This window comes from Stenotrophomonas sp. YJH_SMC_12-1 (assembly GCF_059370935.1).
Genome location: NZ_JCAFUD010000013.1, coordinates 59,895 through 76,575 on the forward strand (window position 1 = coordinate 59,895; position 16,681 = coordinate 76,575).

14 protein-coding genes are annotated in these 16,681 nt (G+C 67.8%); 4 read left to right on the forward strand and 10 right to left on the reverse strand.

The features are described from left to right. Nucleotides 1-5 precede the first annotated feature (5 nt). The 8 genes from AC5P8Y_RS19390 to pyrE form a co-directional block, all read right to left on the reverse strand. Nucleotides 6-719 carry a response regulator transcription factor gene (locus tag AC5P8Y_RS19390; RefSeq protein ID WP_005412001.1) on the reverse strand — a complete coding sequence of 238 codons (714 nt, stop codon included), beginning with the start codon at nt 717-719 and terminating at the stop codon, nt 6-8. After that, nucleotides 700-3,360, reverse strand: a complete 2,661-nt coding sequence (locus AC5P8Y_RS19395) for an ATP-binding protein (protein ID WP_033835000.1) — start codon at nt 3,358-3,360, stop codon at nt 700-702. The genes AC5P8Y_RS19390 and AC5P8Y_RS19395 overlap by 20 nt, the downstream gene beginning before the upstream one ends. A gap of 36 nt (nt 3,361-3,396) precedes the next feature. Continuing rightward, complete coding sequence (gene kdpC, locus AC5P8Y_RS19400) at nt 3,397-4,047, reverse strand: potassium-transporting ATPase subunit KdpC (RefSeq protein ID WP_033835001.1); 651 nt, start codon at nt 4,045-4,047, stop codon at nt 3,397-3,399. Then, nucleotides 4,044-6,101, reverse strand: a complete 2,058-nt coding sequence (kdpB, locus tag AC5P8Y_RS19405) for a potassium-transporting ATPase subunit KdpB (protein ID WP_111151151.1) — start codon at nt 6,099-6,101, stop codon at nt 4,044-4,046. Before kdpB ends, kdpC begins: the two co-directional genes overlap by 4 nt. 10 nt (nt 6,102-6,111) lie before the next feature. Then, nucleotides 6,112-7,821, reverse strand: coding sequence for a potassium-transporting ATPase subunit KdpA (kdpA, locus tag AC5P8Y_RS19410; RefSeq protein WP_049403463.1), 1,710 nt, complete (start codon nt 7,819-7,821; stop codon nt 6,112-6,114). A 12-nt stretch (nt 7,822-7,833) separates the two neighbouring features. Beyond that, on the reverse strand, nt 7,834-7,926 hold the full coding sequence (locus tag AC5P8Y_RS19415) for a potassium-transporting ATPase subunit F (RefSeq protein WP_005407770.1): 93 nt from the start codon (nt 7,924-7,926) through the stop codon (nt 7,834-7,836). Between the two features lie 174 nt (nt 7,927-8,100). Continuing rightward, entirely contained in the window at nt 8,101-8,766 is a 666-nt protein-coding gene (locus AC5P8Y_RS19420; RefSeq protein ID WP_049403462.1) for a hypothetical protein, read from the reverse strand. A gap of 19 nt (nt 8,767-8,785) precedes the next feature. Beyond that, the gene (gene pyrE / locus AC5P8Y_RS19425; RefSeq protein ID WP_005407772.1) at nt 8,786-9,445 is read right to left on the reverse strand and encodes an orotate phosphoribosyltransferase; all 660 of its coding nucleotides are present in this window, start codon (nt 9,443-9,445) and stop codon (nt 8,786-8,788) included. A gap of 162 nt (nt 9,446-9,607) precedes the next feature. Here pyrE and AC5P8Y_RS19430 point away from each other — a divergent pair, with 162 nt between their 5' ends. From AC5P8Y_RS19430 to AC5P8Y_RS19440, 3 genes are all read left to right on the forward strand, one after another. Further along, entirely contained in the window at nt 9,608-10,408 is an 801-nt protein-coding gene (locus tag AC5P8Y_RS19430; protein ID WP_024956358.1) for an exodeoxyribonuclease III, read from the forward strand. Beyond that, on the forward strand, nt 10,405-11,778 hold the full coding sequence (locus AC5P8Y_RS19435) for an AmpG family muropeptide MFS transporter (protein ID WP_005412009.1): 1,374 nt from the start codon (nt 10,405-10,407) through the stop codon (nt 11,776-11,778). Before AC5P8Y_RS19430 ends, AC5P8Y_RS19435 begins: the two co-directional genes overlap by 4 nt. A gap of 77 nt (nt 11,779-11,855) precedes the next feature. Further along, nucleotides 11,856-12,086 (forward strand): hypothetical protein, encoded by a 231-nt coding sequence (locus AC5P8Y_RS19440; RefSeq protein ID WP_005407775.1) that lies wholly within the window; start codon nt 11,856-11,858, stop codon nt 12,084-12,086. Between the two features lie 79 nt (nt 12,087-12,165). On the opposite strand, the gene AC5P8Y_RS19445 is transcribed toward AC5P8Y_RS19440, so the two are convergent. Together AC5P8Y_RS19445 and AC5P8Y_RS19450 are read right to left on the reverse strand one after the other, a co-directional pair. Further along, nucleotides 12,166-13,293: an anhydro-N-acetylmuramic acid kinase gene (locus AC5P8Y_RS19445; protein WP_080357001.1), complete on the reverse strand. Its 1,128-nt coding sequence runs from the start codon at nt 13,291-13,293 to the stop codon at nt 12,166-12,168. A gap of 65 nt (nt 13,294-13,358) precedes the next feature. After that, complete coding sequence (locus AC5P8Y_RS19450; protein ID WP_049403460.1) at nt 13,359-14,831, reverse strand: M23 family metallopeptidase; 1,473 nt, start codon at nt 14,829-14,831, stop codon at nt 13,359-13,361. Nucleotides 14,832-14,998: 167 nt separating this feature from the next. Here AC5P8Y_RS19450 and tyrS point away from each other — a divergent pair, with 167 nt between their 5' ends. Next, nucleotides 14,999-16,210 carry a tyrosine--tRNA ligase gene (gene tyrS / locus AC5P8Y_RS19455; RefSeq protein WP_005407778.1) on the forward strand — a complete coding sequence of 404 codons (1,212 nt, stop codon included), beginning with the start codon at nt 14,999-15,001 and terminating at the stop codon, nt 16,208-16,210. Nucleotides 16,211-16,681 lie beyond the last annotated feature (471 nt).

The following is a 16,681-nucleotide window of genomic DNA, read 5'->3' on the forward strand; positions in this document are numbered from 1 at the left end:
CGGCACTACCCCTTGAAACGCAAGCCCACGCCTGGCTCGGTGAACAGGTAGCGCGAATCCAGCGCTGAATCACCCAGCTTGTGCCGCAGCTTGCCGACCAGGATGCGCAGGTAATGGGTGTCGTGCTGGTGGGTCGGGCCCCAGATTTCCTGGAGGATCTGCGGCTGGGTCACCACCCGCCCGGCATTGCGCAGCAGCAGCGACAGCAGCGCGTACTCCTTGCGGGTCAGCGCCACCGGCTCGCCATCCAGCGCCACTTCGCGGCGTACGAGATCCACATGCAGATGGCCATCGTCGAACACCGGTGGCGTGCCGTCGCTGGGCACGCTGCGTGTGCGCAGCAGCGCCCGCACCCGCGCCATCAGCTCCTGGGTGCCGAACGGCTTGGTCACGTAGTCATTGGCGCCGGTATCCAGTGCGCGCACCTTTTCGGCTTCACCCGCACGCACGGTCAGCATGATCACCGGCACCTGGCTCCACTGCCGCAGTTGCTCCAACACCTCATGGCCTTCCATGTCCGGCAGGCCGATGTCCAGGATCACCAGGTCCATGTCCTCGCTGGCCGCCAGCTGCAGGCCTTCCTGGCCGGTGGCCGCCTGCCGCACCTGGTAGCCCTGCGCGCGCAGGCTGATGTCCAGGAACCGGCGGATCTGGGTTTCATCATCGATCACCAGCACGCGCGGGGCCGGCGCGCTGGCGTCAATCGGAGTCGGGCTCATCGTGGGAGGCTGGCTTGAGCAGGGGCAGGGTGATGCGGATCAGGGTACCGCGACCGTCGCGTCCGGGCAGCGCCTGCACGCTGCCGCCATGCGCACCGACCATGCCCTGGCAGATGGTCAGGCCCAGGCCGGTGCCGTGGCGGCCGCGGTCGCCGCGCTCGACGCTGTAGAACATGTCGAAGATGCGCGCACGCTCGTCATCGGGAATGCCGGGGCCGGCATCGATCACATCGATGCGCAGCTGTCCGTCCAGTTCGCGCGCCTGCACCTGCACGGCGGCATCGGGCGGTGAGAACTTGGCCGCGTTCTCCATCACGTTGAACACCGCCTGTTCAACCAGCGCCGGGTGTACCCAGATTGGCGCGAGCGTGGCCGGGATGTCCAGCTCCAGCCGCACCTTGGGCTGGTAGCGCTGCAGGCGCCGCGCCGCCGAGCCGATCAGTTCGTCCACGCCGATCCAGTCGCGGTTGATCTTCAACCCTTCGTGGCCGAGCCGGGTCATGTCCAGCAGGTTCTGGATGTAGCGGTCCAGCCGCTCGCCTTCGACCAGGATGGTGTCCAGCAGGGCACGGCGATCAGCCGTATCCATCGCCGCACCGTAGCTGGCCAGGCTGTCGGCCGAGCCGATCATCGCCGCCAGCGGCGAGCGCAGGTCGTGTGACACCGAAGAGAGCAGGGCCGAGCGCAGCCGCTCGGTCTCGTTGCTGACGTGGGCCTGCTCCAGTTCGGCCACCAGCCGCGTGCGCAGCGCGGCCTGGGCGATGTCGTCGACCATCGCCTCGGCCAGCTGCCGCTGCTCGGGCAGCAGGCGCGCCTGTGCGCCGGGCAGGTAAAGGCCCGCCACGCCGATGGCGCGGTCTTCGCCATCCAGCAGCGGCAGGAACCACCACTGCGCACCGGCCAGGGTGTCGGTGAAGCGCCCGCTGGGCTGGCCGTGGCGCAGTGCCCAATCGGCGGCGGCCAAGTCGGTATCACCCGGCTGGCTGCGGCCACCGGTTGCGGTATCGGCGCCGATCCGTAGCCACGCTGGAACGTCCATGGCCTGTTCCAGTGCATGCCGACCCGCCTGCGCCACCTCGCCGTTGCCGGCCGCGCTGGCCAGCTGCCGTCCCAGCTGCTGGCGCGCACGCGCATGTCGATTCGCCGCACGCAGCGCAATCACCTGCATGCGCAGGCGCGAGGCCAGGCGTCCGGCCACCAGCGCGGCGGCCAGGAACAGGAACACGGTGATCACGCCCTGGCGCGCGCCGATGGCGAAGGTGAAGCGCGGTGCGATGAACAGGAAGTTGTAGGCGAGGAAGCACAGGATCGCCGCCATCACCGCCACGCTGGCGCGCGTGCGTGCGGCCACCAGCACCACCGCCACGATGAACACCATCGACAGGTCGGCCATGCCGACCCAGCGTTCGGCCAGCCATGCCACCGCACAGGCCAGCGCGGTGGCGATCAGCGCCTGCACCGGTTCGTAGCTGATGCCGCGCATCGGCGGCAGCAGGCCCTCGCGGCGCGAGCGCGCACGTGCTTGCGGGGTGCTGATGATGGTGATCTCGTAATGCGCGCCGCGCTGGATCAGCTGCTGGGTCAGGGTGCGGTTGAACATCCGCGCCAGTGGACGTTCGCGGGTCCGGCCGAGCACCAGGGTCGACACGCCGTTGTGCGCGGCGTGATCGAGCAGGGCATCGGCGATGCTCGATCCATGCAGCAGTTCGGCGTCGCCGCCGAGGCGGCGTGCCAGGGCGAACGCAGCATCGATCTCGCGCCGGGTCGCCTCGTCCTGGCGTCGGCCCTGCACGGTCACCACCGTCCACGGCGCATCGCGGCGTTCGGCGATGCGCCGCGCCACCCGCACCAGGTATTCGCTCTGACCGCCGCCATCAATGGCCACCAGCACGCCACGACGCAGTGGCAGGTTGCTCTCGCCGCGCGCGGCGCGCGCTTCACGCAGGCTGCTGTCGACGCGGTCGGCGGCCTCCTGCATGGCCAGCTCGCGCAACGCGGTCAGGTTGGCCGGCGAGAAGAACGCCTGCAGCGCCTGCGCGGCCTGTTCGGGCACATAGACCTTGCCCTGCTGCAGGCGCGCGATCAGTTCGCGCGGCGGCAGGTCGACCAGCACGATGTCGTGCAGGCGGTCGAGCACGCCATCCGGCACGGTCTCGCTCACGCGTACGCCGGTGATGCGCATCACCACGTCATTGAGGCTTTCCAGATGCTGGATGTTGACCGTGGTCCAGACGTCGATGCCGGCGTCCAGCAGCTCCATCACATCCTGCCAGCGCCGCTCGTGGCGGCTGCCGGGTGCATTGCGATGGGCCAGTTCGTCCACCAGCACCAGCGCCGGATGCCGTGCGAGCACGGCATCCAGGTCCATCTCCTGCAGCACATGGCCGTGGTAGGCCACGTCCTTCAGCGGCAGCTGTGGCAGCCCCTCCAGCAGCGCCTGGGTATCGGCACGGCCATGGGTTTCCACCAACCCGACCACCAGGTCGACGCCGCGACGCAGCTGTTCCTGCGCGCGGGTCAGCATGGCGTAGGTCTTGCCCACGCCCGGCGCCGCGCCGAGGAACACGGTCAGCTTGCCGCCCGCTTCGCGTTGCAGGCCTTCGACCAGGGCATCGGCCTGGCGGGTACGCGCATCAGTCATGGGTGCCATTGTGCGCGCAGCCGGTGCAGGCCGGCATCACGGCACCTTGGCCGCGTGGTCCAGCGCGAAGTTCAGCGTCACCACGTTCACCCGCGGCTGGCCGAACAGGCCCCACTGGCGACCTTCGGTATGCGCCTGCACCAGTGCCTGCACGCGTTCCACCGGCAGGCCACGGGCACGCGCCACGCGAGCTACCTGCAACTGCGCTGCAGCCGGTGACAGCTGAGGATCCAGGCCGCCGGCGGACTGGGTGACCAGGTCCGCAGGAACCTGCGCCGGGGCAACGCCTTCGCGTGCGGCCACCGCCGCGGTGCTGGCGGCGACGCGCTCGGCCAGCGCCGGGTTGCTGCGCGCCATGTTGGAACCGGCTGCCGCCATCGGGTCGTAGTTGGCCGCCGATGGCCGTGCCTGGAAGTAGCCATCACCGGTGAACGGCTGCGACAGCCACGCCGAGCCGCGCACCTGGCCGCTGCCATCGCGCAGCAGGCTGCCCTCGGCCTGGGTCGGGTAGGCCAGGCCGGCGAAACCGGTGGCGATACCGGCGTAGACCGCACCCGCCAGCAGCAGGGTGGCCAGGCCCAGGCCGATCGCCGGGCGCCAGCTGGCGCCGTCCTGCAGGCTGGCCACCCGGGCCTCGGCCTTCGGTTCGCGGGACAGGGAAGTGGAGGTGGAAGCAGAACGGTTCATGCGCCGAATACCAGGACAAGAAGGAGGTCGATCGCCTTGATCGCTGCGAACGGCAGCAGCACGCCGCCGAGGCCGTACACCAGCATGTTCCGGCGCAGCAGCGCCGTTGCGGTGGCCGGGCGGAAGCGCACGCCACGCAGGGCGAGCGGGATCAGGGCGGGAATCACCAGGGCGTTGAAGATCAGCGCCGCCAGCACCGCATTGCGCGGGCTCGACAGCTGCATCACGTTCAAGGCGGCCATGGTCGGAACGGCCGCGGCGAACAGCGCCGGCAGGATCGCGAAGTACTTGGAGACGTCGTTGGCCAGCGAGAAGGTGGTCAGCGCGCCGCGGGTGATCAGCTGCTGCTTGCCTACTTCCACCACTGCCAGCAGCTTGGCCGGGTCCGAATCGAGGTCGACCATGTTGCCGGCCTCCTTCGCCGCCTGCGTACCGGAGTTCATCGCCAGGCCGATGTCGGCCTGGGCCAGTGCCGGGGCGTCGTTGGTACCGTCACCGACCATCGCCACCAGGCGGCCACCGGCCTGCTCCTGGCGGATGCGCGCCAGCTTGTCTTCCGGTCGCGCCTCGGCGATGTAGTCGTCGACACCGGCTTCGGCAGCGATCGCGGCGGCGGTCAGCGGGTTGTCGCCGGTGATCATCACCGTGCGGATGCCCATCGCCCGCAGCTGCGCGAACTTCTCGCGCATGCCGTGCTTGACCACGTCCGACAGTTCGATCACGCCCAGCACGTGGCGGCCCTCGGCCACCACCAGCGGGGTGGCACCGTTGCGTGCGACCTGCTCGACGCGGCCGGCCAGTTCAGCCGGCACACTCCCACCCAGTGCCTGCACGTGGGCACGGATCGCATCGGCCGCGCCCTTGCGGATCTGCCGGCCATGTTCCAGGTCCACGCCGGACATGCGGGTCTGCGCACTGAACGCCAGGTACTCGGCGTGGTCCGGTTCAGCGGTGGCGCAGCCCTGTTCGCGCGCCAGGCGCACGATCGACTTGCCTTCCGGGGTCGGGTCGGCCAGCGAGGACAACAGCGCCGCCTCGCGCAGCTGGCTGGCGTCGATGCCGGCCAGCGGATGAAAGTGGCTGGCCTGGCGGTCGCCGTAGGTGATGGTGCCGGTCTTGTCCAGCAGCAGCACATCGACGTCGCCGGCCACTTCCACCGCCTTGCCCGACTTGGCCAGCACGTTGGCGGCCAGCGCGCGGTTCATGCCGGCAATGCCGATGGCCGGCAGCAGGCCGCCGATGGTGGTCGGGATCAGGCAGACCAGAAGCGCGATCAGCAGCAGCGGGTCAACCTGCACGCCTACCGCCGCGCCAATGGCCGGCAGCGTCGCCACCACCACCAGGAAGGTCAGCGTCATCGCCGCCAGCAGCAGGGTCAGTGCGATCTCGTTCGGCGTCTTCTGCCGGTTGGCGCCTTCCACCAGCGCGATCATCCGGTCCAGGAAGCTGTGGCCCGGCTCGGCGGTCACCCGCACGATGATCTGGTCGGACAGCACCTTGGTTCCGCCGATCACACCGGAACGGTCGGTACCGGCCTCGCGCAGCACCGGTGCCGATTCGCCGGTCACCGCTGCTTCGTTGATGGTAGCCAGGCCCTGCACGATCTCGCCATCAGCCGGTACCAGCTCACCGGCACTGACGATCACATGGTCGCCCGGGCGCAGCTCGGCGGCTGGCAGCTGGGTTTCCGCGGCACCCGGCTGCGGTGCGGCCAGGCGGCGCGCCACCAGGTCCTGGCGGGCGCGGCGCAGCGATGCGGCCTGGCCACGGCCACGTGCTTCGGCCACGGCTTCGGCGAAATTGCCGAACAGCACGGTCACCAGCAGGATCGCGGTCACCGCCAGGCCAAAGCCCAGCGGCGCATTGCCGGTCAGGGTGACGATCGCGGCCACGATCGTGCCGGCCATCACCACCGCCATCACCGGGCTGCGCACCAGATGCATCGGCGACAGCTTGCGCACTGCCTCGACCAGTGCGCGGCGCAGGCCTGCGCCATCCAGCAGGGCAGGGCGCGGTGCGAGGGAACTACGGGTTGAACTTGCGTGGGTACTCATTGCGGTGTCCTCAGTGCAGTCCCAGGCTCAGGTGGTCGGCGATCGGGCCGAGTACCAGCGCCGGCATGAACTGCAGCACGGTCAGGATGACGATCACCGAGACCAGGGTCAGGGCGAAGGTCGGCGTTTCGATCTGCAGGCTGCCGGCAGACTCCGGCGCCTGGCGCTTGGCAGCCAGCTGTGCGGCCACCACCAGCGGGATGATCAGCAGCGGGAAGCGGCCCAGCAGCAGCACCAGCGAGCAGCTCAGGTTCCACCACAGCGTGGCGTCACCCAGCCCTTCGAAGCCCGAACCGTTGTTGGCATAGGCCGAGACATACTCGTAGAACACCTGGCTGATGCCATGGAAGCCGGGATTGGAGGTGCCGGCCAGGCCGGGTACGGCCAGGGTGATCGCGGTGAACACCAGCAGGGTGATCGGCTGCAGCAGCACCAGCAGGGCCAGCAGGCGTACCTGTGGCGTCTCCAGCTTGCGGCCGAACAGTTCCGGCGTACGCCCGGTCATCAACCCGGCCAGGAACACGCCCAGCAGCAGGTACACGATGAACTGCTGCAGGCCACAGCCGATGCCGCCCCAGATCGCGCTGACCAGCATGTTGACCATCGCGATGCCGCCACTGAGCGGCGCCAGCGAATCGTGCATGCCGTTGACCGAGCCGTTGGAGACCTGGGTGGTCACCGCCGCCCACAGCGCAGTGCCGTCGGCGCCGAAGCGCACTTCCTTGCCTTCCATCAGCAGCGGGGTGGCGGCGCTGGCGCTATGCCCTTCGCTCCACATCATCGCGCCGGTGGACAGCAGCGACATGCCCAGCATGCAGCTGAACACCAGGGCGCCGAAGCGGCGCCGGCCGGTGAACGCGCCGATCATGAAGATCACCGCCATCGGCACCAGCAGGATGCCGACGATCTCCAGCGCGTTCGACAGCGGGGTCGGGTTCTCCAGCGGGAAGCTGCTGTTCGGGCCGTACCAGCCGCCGCCGTTGGCGCCCAGCTGCTTGGCTGCGACCATCGCCGCCACCGGTCCCAACGGCAGTTTCTGTTCGGCCATGCCGGCGCTGGCATCGATCGGCGTGGCCTGTGGGCCACCGGCCATCGTCGACGGCACGCCCTGACTGGTCAGCACCAGCGTCCACACCAGGCACAGCGGCAGCAGGAAGCGCACGCACAGGTGCACCACGTCCACGTAGTAGTTGCCCACCGCCACCTGGCGGTCATCGCCGGCCCCGGTGGTCGCCGCAGCCTGCGGCGCACGCGAGAACAACGCGCGCAGCGTCGCCACCGCCAGCGCCAGGCCCATCATCGGCGTCACCACCTGCAGGCCGGTGATGCCGGTCATCTGCGAGAAGTAGGACAGCTGCGCCTGGCCCGAATAGTGCTGCTGGTTGGTGTTGGTCAGGAATGAGATCATCGTGTGCAGCGCGGTGTCCCAGCGCATGTTCGGGATCTGGTCCGGGTTCAACGGCAACCAGGCCTGGGTCATGAACACCGCCTGGGTCAGCACCGCGACCACCACGTTGCTCAGCACGAAGGCCAGCACATAGCCGCGCCAGGACATGGCGCGCGATGGATCGACGCCAAGCACCTTGTACAGCGGCTTCTCGATCCAATGGAACAGCACGTCGACCTTCATCGGCGTGCCGCGCATCACGCGCGCCAGGTACAGGCCCAGCGGCCACGCCAGCAGCAGGCTGGCGGCAATAATCACAAGCATCTCAGTCATGGCCGGCTCCGCTCAGAACGACTCGGGCCGCAGCACGACATAAAGGAGATAGGCGGCGGCAACCAGCACCAGCACGCCACACAACAACGACAGCCAGGGGGACATTGCAATAGCGTCCTGGTGGAACCCCTCCACCTCAGGCCGCCATCGTCGTCCTACCCCCCATAAACGCACTACGCGCCGGACCGGGCCGACGCGTAAAGAGTGCATAAATTCCGTGGGCCAACCCGTAACCAGGCCCGGGGTAGCGCCGGGCCATGCCCGGCGGAGGCCGCGCCGTCAGCCCGCCGGAGCGTCCGCCGGCACCAGCCCCTTCAGCTCGCGATAGCGCTGCAGGGTGCTGTCGATCTCGGCCTTCAACGCCTGCTGCTGCTGCACCAGCCCGGCCTGCAGGCGCTGCTGCGCCTGCAGCTGCGCATGCCGCTTGCGGATCGCCTCGGCCTGCTTGTCGACCACCTTGGCGCCGGCCAGCTCGCGGTCTCCCGCCGCCGACAGCAGCGCCACCAGCGACTCACGCAGGCTGGTGACGTTGTACTCGGCGGTCTTCAGGTTGTTGTCCAGCACTTCCTGGCGCTCGGCAAACACCCGGCGCAGGTCGGCCTCGCTGCCGTAGGTGGACAACATGGCCTGCTCGGTGCGCTGGCGGGTCTGCTCGGCCATCAGGTCCAGCTGTTGCTGCTGCGCAGCGGTGCTGGCAGCGGCACGCTCCTCGTCGGTCAACGCGCGCTGGACCTGCGCATTGCGCAGGCCCGTGCTCGCATTGAATTCCTCGCGGGCATGGTTGACCGCGTCGGCCGGCAGCGAATCACTGCAGATCCGCTCCTTGCCCTCGTTCCAGCAGTACAGCTTCTTTTCCGCCTTGCCGCTGTCGCGCGACTGCGCCGGTACGGTGAATGGCACGACCAGCAGCAGGCCGGCGAAGAGGACAGCAGGAACTCGGGACATGACCTTTCCCCTGGGTCGGTCAGCGGATCGAACGAACGCCGTACTGGGCCCGGTAGGCTTCCAGCGGCTGCCGGTAACCCACAAGTTCCGGGTTGCCGGAGGCGAAATCAAGCAGATCGGCCAGCGATGCCACGGCGATCACCGGGATACCGGCTTCTTCGGCCACCGACTGCGCGGCAGAACGGCGGTCGGTCTCCGAAGCGATCTCCTGGCGGTCCAGCGCCACCACGATGCCGGCCGGGGTGCCACCGGCGGCGCGGATGATGCCCAGCGCTTCGCGGATCGCCGTACCGGCGGTGATCACGTCGTCGACGATCAGCACGCGCTTGCCCTGCATGTCGGCGCCGATCAGCTGGCCACCCTCGCCATGGTCCTTGGCTTCCTTGCGGTTGAACGACAGCGGCAGGTCGCGGCCACGCTGGGCCAGCTCACAGGCCATCGCGGTGGCCAGCGGGATGCCCTTGTAGGCCGGGCCGAACACCACGTCGTACTTGATCCCGCTGGCATCGATGGCATCGGCATAGCACGCGCCGAGCTGGGACAGCAGCGAGCCGGAGTCGAAGCGCCCGGCGTTGAAGAAATAGGGGCTCAGCCGGCCGGACTTGAGGGTGAACTGGCCGAAGCGAAGGGCGTCGGCGGTCAGGGCCAACTGCAGGAAACGGTGGCGGTGGTCGCTCATCAAAACTCGATTCATCTTCATTTGGAGCACAAATCCTAATCCAGCTGGGCGTTTCGCGCTCGTCCGGCCCCGTGTGAAGGCGCTGGCGGGCCCACCCGGTGGACTGCGCAGCCCTGCAGTCAACCGGTATGCTTGCCCGGTTTCCCGCCGTAGGTCTTCCGCATGCGCATCATCAGTTTCAACGCCAATGGCATCCGTTCCGCCGCGACCAAGGGCTTCCTCGACTGGTTCCGTGCCCAGGATGCCGATGTCCTGTGCATCCAGGAAACCAAGGCCCAGGAAGACCAGCTGAGCGACCCGATGTTCCGCCCGGACGGCCACCACTGCTTCTACCGCGACGCCATTACCAAGAAGGGCTACAGCGGTGTGGCGATCTACAGCAAGCGCGAGCCGGACCAGGTCATCACTTCGCTGGGCTGGGCCCCGTTCGACGACGAAGGCCGCTACATCGAGGCACGCTACGGCAACCTCAGCGTGGTCTCCTTCTATATCCCGTCCGGCAGCTCGGGCGACCTGCGCCAGGGCTTCAAGTTCGAAGTGATGGAATGGCTGCGGCCGATCCTGGAGGAGTGGGCGCGCAGCGGCCGCGACTACGTGCTGTGCGGCGACTGGAACATCGTGCGTTCGGCGCTGGACATCAAGAACTGGAAGTCCAACCAGAAGAATTCCGGCTGCCTGCCGGAGGAACGCGACTGGCTCAACGCCCTCTGCGCCGACCACGGCCAGGCCACCGACGTCGCCGCCGGTCGCGGCTGGGCCGATGCCTACCGCCTGCTCAACCCCACCGGAGAGGACTACACCTGGTGGAGCAACCGCGGCGCCGCCCGTGCCAACAATGTCGGTTGGCGCATCGACTACCAGTTCATCACCCCGGGCCTGCGTGACCGCCTGCGAAGCTGCTCGATCTACCGCGACGAGCGTTTCTCCGACCACGCCCCGTTCACCGTGGACTACGACCTGTGACCGAGGCTGCCAAGCCGCGCCGACCGTGGCAGCAGGTGTTGTCCAACCTGAGCCAGCGCAAGGTGCTGGCGATGCTGCTGCTCGGCTTCAGTTCCGGCCTGCCGATCTATCTGGTGGGCAACACGCTCGGCTTCTGGATGCGCAAGGAAGGCATCGAGCTGAGTACGATCGGCTTCCTGTCATGGGTCGGGCTGGCCTACACCATGAAGTTCCTGTGGGCACCGATCGTCGACAAGACCGACGTGCCTCTGTTCGGCCGCTTTGGCCGCCGCCGTGGCTGGATGCTGCTGTCGCAGCTGGTTGTGGTGGTGGGCCTGGTCGGCATGGCGCTGGTCCAGCCCAAGGGGGGCCAGATCCAGTTCCTGGGTATCGCATGGCAGCACATCGTCGTGTTCGGCGTGATGGCTGTGATCGTGGCGTTTGCTTCGGCCACCCAGGACATCGTCATCGATGCCTGGCGCATTGAAAGTGCTGACAACAGCGAGCAGCTTGGACTGCTGACCTCATCCTCGGCACTGGGCTACCGCACTGCATTGCTGGTCACAGATGCGCTGATCCTGATCATCGCGGCCCGTGTCGGCTGGCAGGTTTCCTACGAGATCATGGCCGTGCTGATGGCGCTTGGCGTGGTGGCCGTGGTCATGGCCCGCGAACCCGCGCGGGAAGTGGCTGCCGTGCAGGCGCAGGCGACCTCGCTGTGGACACCGCGCGGATTGTTCGACGCCGTAGCCGGACCGTTCATCGCCTTCGTCCGCGAGCATCGCAGCGGCGCGATCCTGATCCTGGTGGCCATCAGCGTCTATCGCATGGCCGACTTCGTCATGGGACCGATGGCCAACCCGTTCTACGTCGATCTCGGCCTGGACGAGGACACCGTGGGCGCGGTGCGTGGTTCGGTCGGGCTGGTCGCGACCTTCGTCGGTATTGCCGCAGCGGGCCTGGTCTCGGTCCGCTGGGGGGTGCTGGCGGCGCTGATGGTAGGCGCTGTGCTGGGGCCGGCCTCCAACCTGGCGTTTGCCTGGCTGGCCTATTCCGGCCCGGACACAACCCATTTCGCCGTGGCCATGGCAATCGACAACTTCGCCAGCGGCTTCGCCGGTACGGCGCTGATCGCCTACATGTCGAGCCTGACCAGCATCGGATACACCGCAACCCAGTACGCACTGCTGAGTTCGTTCTACGCGATGCCCGGCAAGGCGCTCAAGGGGCTCTCGGGGTGGTCGGTACAGACGCTCGCACAGGGCCGGACGTTGCTGGAAGGCTACGCGCTGTTCTTCGTCGGTACCGCGCTGGTGGCGATCCCGGTGGTGATCCTCTGCGCCCTGCTGATCCTGCAGCAGCGCCGTCGCCAGGCCGCCGGCTCGACCTGATTGCCTGCCCGCCCGGTCTGCGGGATCATCGCCCCGACGCGCCGAGGGGGCGGTGCCTTGCGAACGGGGAAGTGAGCATGGCCGACGTTGTGCTGCGGGACCTGGACCCGCTGCTGCTGGAACGTATCAAACGCGTCGCGGTCGCCCGCGGCTGGACCCACGAACAGACCTGTGCCGCCTTGCTGGAGCAGGGCCTGTTCAGCAGTGAACTGGAAGTCCGCTCCGGCTTCGGCGATCCGGAAGTGGATGCCCTGTCCGATGCCATTGCCGCCCTGCAGGCCTTGCCCGCAGGGCAAGGCTTCGATTAGCGGCCGCGCCGCAATGCTGTAGAGCCTAGCCCACGCCCGGCTGCCCGGTAGATCCACGCCACGCGTGGATGGCGCCACCTCACGCCAGGTGGATCGCACCCAGGATCCGCGGGCCCTTAGCTCCGGTCACGCTTGGCAGGTTGCCGGCCAGCCCGTCCATCGTCCGCTGCGCCAGCCATGCAAAGCCCATTGCCTCCACGTACTCCGGGTCCAGCCCGTGCACGGCGCTGGATTCCACCTGCACGTCCGGCAGCCGCGCCGCCAGGCGCTTCATCAGCTGCCGGTTGCGTACCCCGCCGCCACAGACCAGCAGGCGGCGGGTCTGCGGCTGCTGCGCCAGCAGCGCATCGGCCACCGTTGCCACGGTCAGCTCCAGCAGGGTCGCCTGCACGTCGGCCGCCGCGTACTGGCCCTCGGCCATGTGCGCCTCGGCCCAGGCCAGGTGGAACTGCTCACGGCCGGTGCTCTTCGGCGGCGGCAGCGCGAACCACGGGTCCGAGCGCCAGCCCGCCAGCAGGCCCTCGTCCACCGCGCCGCTGGCGGCGTACGCGCCGTCGGCATCAAAGGTGCGGCCGGTGTGGCGCTGGCACCAGGCATCCATCAGCGCATTGGCCGGGCCGGTATCGAAGCCACGTACCGCACCTTCGCGCGGAATCAGGGTCAGGTTGGCGATACCGCCCAGATTGAGCACGGCGCGGTCTTCGTCGGTCGTGCCCAGCATGGCCAGGTGGAAGGCCGGCATCAGTGGCGCACCATGGCCCCCGGCCGCCACGTCGCGTCGGCGGAAGTCGGAGACCGTGGTGATCCCGGTCAATTCGGCGATGCGGTTGCCGTCGCCCAGCTGCACGGTGAAGGCGGGGTCGGCCAGCGGCCGGTGACGCACGGTCTGCCCATGCGAGCCGATCGCGCGCACCTGGCTGCCGTCCACGCCAGCCTCGGCCAGCAGCTGGTTGGCGGCCCCAGCGAAGCTGATCGCGATCCGGGCGTCCAGCTCGCCCAGCTCCTCCAGCGAATCCAGTGGACCACCTTCGCCCAGCGCCACCAGCCGTGCACGCAGCACCGGCTCCCAGCGGGCGGTCAGGCTGTGCACGAAGCGGCAGCCTCCGCCGGCAGGAAACTGCACCAGCGCGGCATCGATGCCGTCGGCACTGGTGCCCGACATCAGGCCAAGGTACAGGGGCGCGTCAGTGTCGGCAGTCGTGTTCATGGCGGGCATAAAAAAAGGACGCGGCAAGCTTGTGCTGCCGCGTCCTTCTTCGTCAACGCAGGGGCTCAGCCGCGCTTGCGGCCGGTGCTGCTCTTGTCCTTGGCGCTGGCCACCTCGGGGGCGGCCTCGTCGCGGCTGGTCGGTACCGGGCTGGCGTCGGCGTAGATCAGCTTCTCCATGCCCTGGATGCGGGCCATCGCCGGCGCGGTCTGCGCGCGGAAGGCGACCAGCTCGGCGCCCTTCAGCGGCTCCGGCGGCGGCATGGTCACGGTCAGCGGGTTGCGGTGCTCGCCGTTGACGCGGAATTCGTAGTGCAGGTGCGGGCCGGTGGCCAGGCCGGTCGAGCCGACATAACCGATCACCGTGCCCTGGGCCACCCGCTGGCCGGTCTTGATGTTCGCAAAGCGCGACATGTGCCCATACAGGGTGGTGTGGCCACGGCCGTGGTCGAGGATCACCACGTTGCCGTAACCGCGCTGCACGCCGGCGAACTGCACGCGGGCGTCGCCGGCGGCCATGATCGGGGTGCCGGTGCGCGCGGCGTAGTCCACGCCCTTGTGCATGCGCATCTTGCCCAGCACGGGGTGCTTGCGCGCACCGAAGGTCGAGCTCAGTCGCGCGAACGGGATCGGCATGCGGATGAAGCTCTTCTTCAGCGAACGGCCGTTGATGTCGTAGTACTCGGACTTGCCGTTGCGGTCGAAGCGGAAGCCGGAATAGGTCTTGCCACCGGTGGTGAAAGTCGCCGCCAGAATCTTGCTGGTGTCCACCTTCTCGCCTTCGCGCCAGGTTTCATCCATCACCACGCTGAAGCGGTCGCCCGGCTGCAGGTCCTTCGAGAAGTCGATGTCGTACTTGAAGATGTCGTCGGTCATCGTCGCGATCGCCGACGGCGACAGCCCGGCGCGGCGGGCCGCGGCATACAGCGAGCTGGTGATCTCGCCACTGGTGACCACCGTGCGCGTGGAGGTCTCGCGCTTGGTCACCTTCTCCTTGATGTCGTCACCGGCCAGGCTCAGCTCCACCCGGTTGTCGGCATCGCGGTCGAAGCGGATGCTGCGCAGGTCGCCGGACAGCGGCATGTCGAAGGCGATCTCGGCGCCCGGGCGAAGCTTGGTCAGCGCCTCGCGCGCGCCCGGGTGGTCCAGCACCCGGTGCAGGGTGGTCGCCGGGATACCGGCCTTGTCGAACAGATCGCTCAGGGTCTGGCCGCGTTCCACGCGCAGCACCTGCCAGCTGTCACCGGGCACCTGCTGCTGGCGGGCCATGGCCAGCGGCGGCAACGGCAGTGCCAGACTGGTATGGCTGTCGGCAAAGGGGGCGTCGATGGTGTGCGAGAAGCCCGGCACGATCGTCGCCACCAGGGCGCCGATGGTCGCGAACAGGCTGGCATGCATCCAATGGCGCCGGGTCCAGCGCTCGTTGAAGGCCGCGGGAAGATGTTGCCTGAGCTTCCGATGCAGGGCGTTGTCGTGCAGGACGTGGAGGCGTTCCTGGAAGCGCTGCTTGCGTGCGCGCCCTTGTTCGGAATTGTGCATCGGCGGTTTTTTCCTGGTGGCCCGGGAGCGGGGGCCTGATCGCCGGTTACCATAGACACCTGAGAAAACCGCGTCAAACCCTTGTGCCCATTGGCTTTTGTGAAGCCAATCGGGTTAACTTTGCTTTAACACCCCACACAAGAATCGGCGTTGCCGGGAGTAGTCACGTGTCCTCGATTGAAGAAGCCCTTGCCCAGATCGGCCGTGGTGCCGACGAGATCCTCAAGCTCGAGGATCTGCGTGCGCGCCTGCAGGAGGGCCGCCCGCTGCGGATCAAGGCCGGCTTCGACCCCACCGCGCCCGACCTGCACCTGGGCCACACGGTGCTGCTGAACAAGATGCGCCAGTTCCAGGACCTCGGCCACCAGGTCATTTTCCTGATCGGCGACTTCACCGGCATGATCGGCGACCCGTCCGGCAAGAGCCTTACCCGCAAGCCGCTCAGCCGCGAGGACGTGCTGGCCAACGCGCGTACCTATGAGGAGCAGGTGTTCAAGGTGCTGGACCGCAGCCGTACCGAAGTCCGCTTCAACTCGGAGTGGTTCGGCAAGATGGGCGCGGCCGACATGATCCGCCTGGCCGGCCAGCACACCGTGGCACGCATGCTCGAGCGCGACGATTTCGCCAAGCGCTACGCCGCCCAGCAGTCCATCGCCATCCATGAGTTCCTGTACCCGCTGGTGCAGGGCTACGACTCCGTGGCCCTGGAGGCCGACGTGGAGCTGGGCGGTACCGACCAGAAGTTCAACCTGCTGATGGGCCGTGGCCTGCAGGAGCATCACGGCCAGAAGCCGCAGGTGGTGCTGACCATGCCGCTGCTGGAGGGCCTGGACGGCGTCAACAAGATGTCCAAGTCGCTGGGCAACTACATTGGCATCAGCGAACCGGCCATCGACATCGTCACCAAGACCATGAAGGTGGACGACACCCTGATGTGGCGCTGGATCGAGCTGCTGTCCTTCGACATCAGCCAGGCCGAAGCCGTGCAGCTGCGCGAGCAGGTGGCCAATGGCGGCCTGAACCCGCGCGTGGTCAAGCTGCGCCTGGCGCGTGAACTGGCGACCCGCTTCCACGACGCCGCAGCGGCCGAGCAGGCGATCGCCGGCTGGGAAGCGGCGGTGACCGGGCAGGGCGACATCACCCAGCTGCCGCTGCAGGACGTGGCGATCCCGGTCGAAGGCCTGCGTATTGCTGCGCTGCTGACCGCGGCCGGCCTGACCCCGAGCAACTCCGAAGCCAACCGCAAGCTCAAGGAGCGCGCAGTCAAGGTGGATGGCGAAGTGGTCGAAGACGGCCAGCAGGTGTTGCAGCCGGGCTTCGAAGGCCTGTTGCAGGTCGGCAAGCGTACGTTTGCCCGCGTGCGCCTGGTTGCTGCCTGAGACAAAGGAAGGGCCGGCGCTAGCCGGCCCTTCCTTGTGCTCTTGTAGAGCCAAGCCCACGCTTGGCTGCTCTTCGCGGGAACCTACCGCAGCGCGCCGGATGAACGGATGCAACATCCGGTGAAAAAAATCGCCACACCCCCTTCACAAACGATGGGAATAGGGACATACTTCTCCTCCCCCGTCGCAGGGGTCGCCACCAAGGGGCTTCAGCGACAACAGGGCGCCCACCACCGCCGAACGAGATGATCGAACGAAGGTGTTGACGGACTGAAAAAGTCTGGCATAATGGGCGGCTCGCTACGAAGGAAACTTCGCAGCACACGGGAGCGGCGCTGAGGCCACTTCCCTCGATCTTTGAAAGTATGCGCAGGTATCTTGTGAAGGCGCCTGCAGGAAGGATGATTGTCCATCTTGCAGACGTTTGATCAAGCAACTATTAATTGTTTTAAAGCAAGCGATACGTTGCCA

What these genes read in the sequence shown, in the direction of transcription:
- AC5P8Y_RS19390 (WP_005412001.1), bottom strand. Translation starts at nt 719, where the DNA reads ATGAGCCCGACTCCGATTGACGCCAGCGCGCCGGCCCCGCGCGTGCTG.
- AC5P8Y_RS19395 (WP_033835000.1), bottom strand. Translation starts at nt 3,360, where the DNA reads ATGACTGATGCGCGTACCCGCCAGGCCGATGCCCTGGTCGAAGGCCTG.
- kdpC (WP_033835001.1), bottom strand. Translation starts at nt 4,047, where the DNA reads ATGAACCGTTCTGCTTCCACCTCCACTTCCCTGTCCCGCGAACCGAAG.
- kdpB (WP_111151151.1), bottom strand. Translation starts at nt 6,101, where the DNA reads ATGAGTACCCACGCAAGTTCAACCCGTAGTTCCCTCGCACCGCGCCCT.
- kdpA (WP_049403463.1), bottom strand. Translation starts at nt 7,821, where the DNA reads ATGACTGAGATGCTTGTGATTATTGCCGCCAGCCTGCTGCTGGCGTGG.
- AC5P8Y_RS19415 (WP_005407770.1), bottom strand. Translation starts at nt 7,926, where the DNA reads ATGTCCCCCTGGCTGTCGTTGTTGTGTGGCGTGCTGGTGCTGGTTGCC.
- AC5P8Y_RS19420 (WP_049403462.1), bottom strand. Translation starts at nt 8,766, where the DNA reads ATGTCCCGAGTTCCTGCTGTCCTCTTCGCCGGCCTGCTGCTGGTCGTG.
- pyrE (WP_005407772.1), bottom strand. Translation starts at nt 9,445, where the DNA reads ATGAGCGACCACCGCCACCGTTTCCTGCAGTTGGCCCTGACCGCCGAC.
- AC5P8Y_RS19430 (WP_024956358.1), top strand. Translation starts at nt 9,608, where the DNA reads ATGCGCATCATCAGTTTCAACGCCAATGGCATCCGTTCCGCCGCGACC.
- AC5P8Y_RS19440 (WP_005407775.1), top strand. Translation starts at nt 11,856, where the DNA reads ATGGCCGACGTTGTGCTGCGGGACCTGGACCCGCTGCTGCTGGAACGT.
- AC5P8Y_RS19445 (WP_080357001.1), bottom strand. Translation starts at nt 13,293, where the DNA reads ATGAACACGACTGCCGACACTGACGCGCCCCTGTACCTTGGCCTGATG.
- AC5P8Y_RS19450 (WP_049403460.1), bottom strand. Translation starts at nt 14,831, where the DNA reads ATGCACAATTCCGAACAAGGGCGCGCACGCAAGCAGCGCTTCCAGGAA.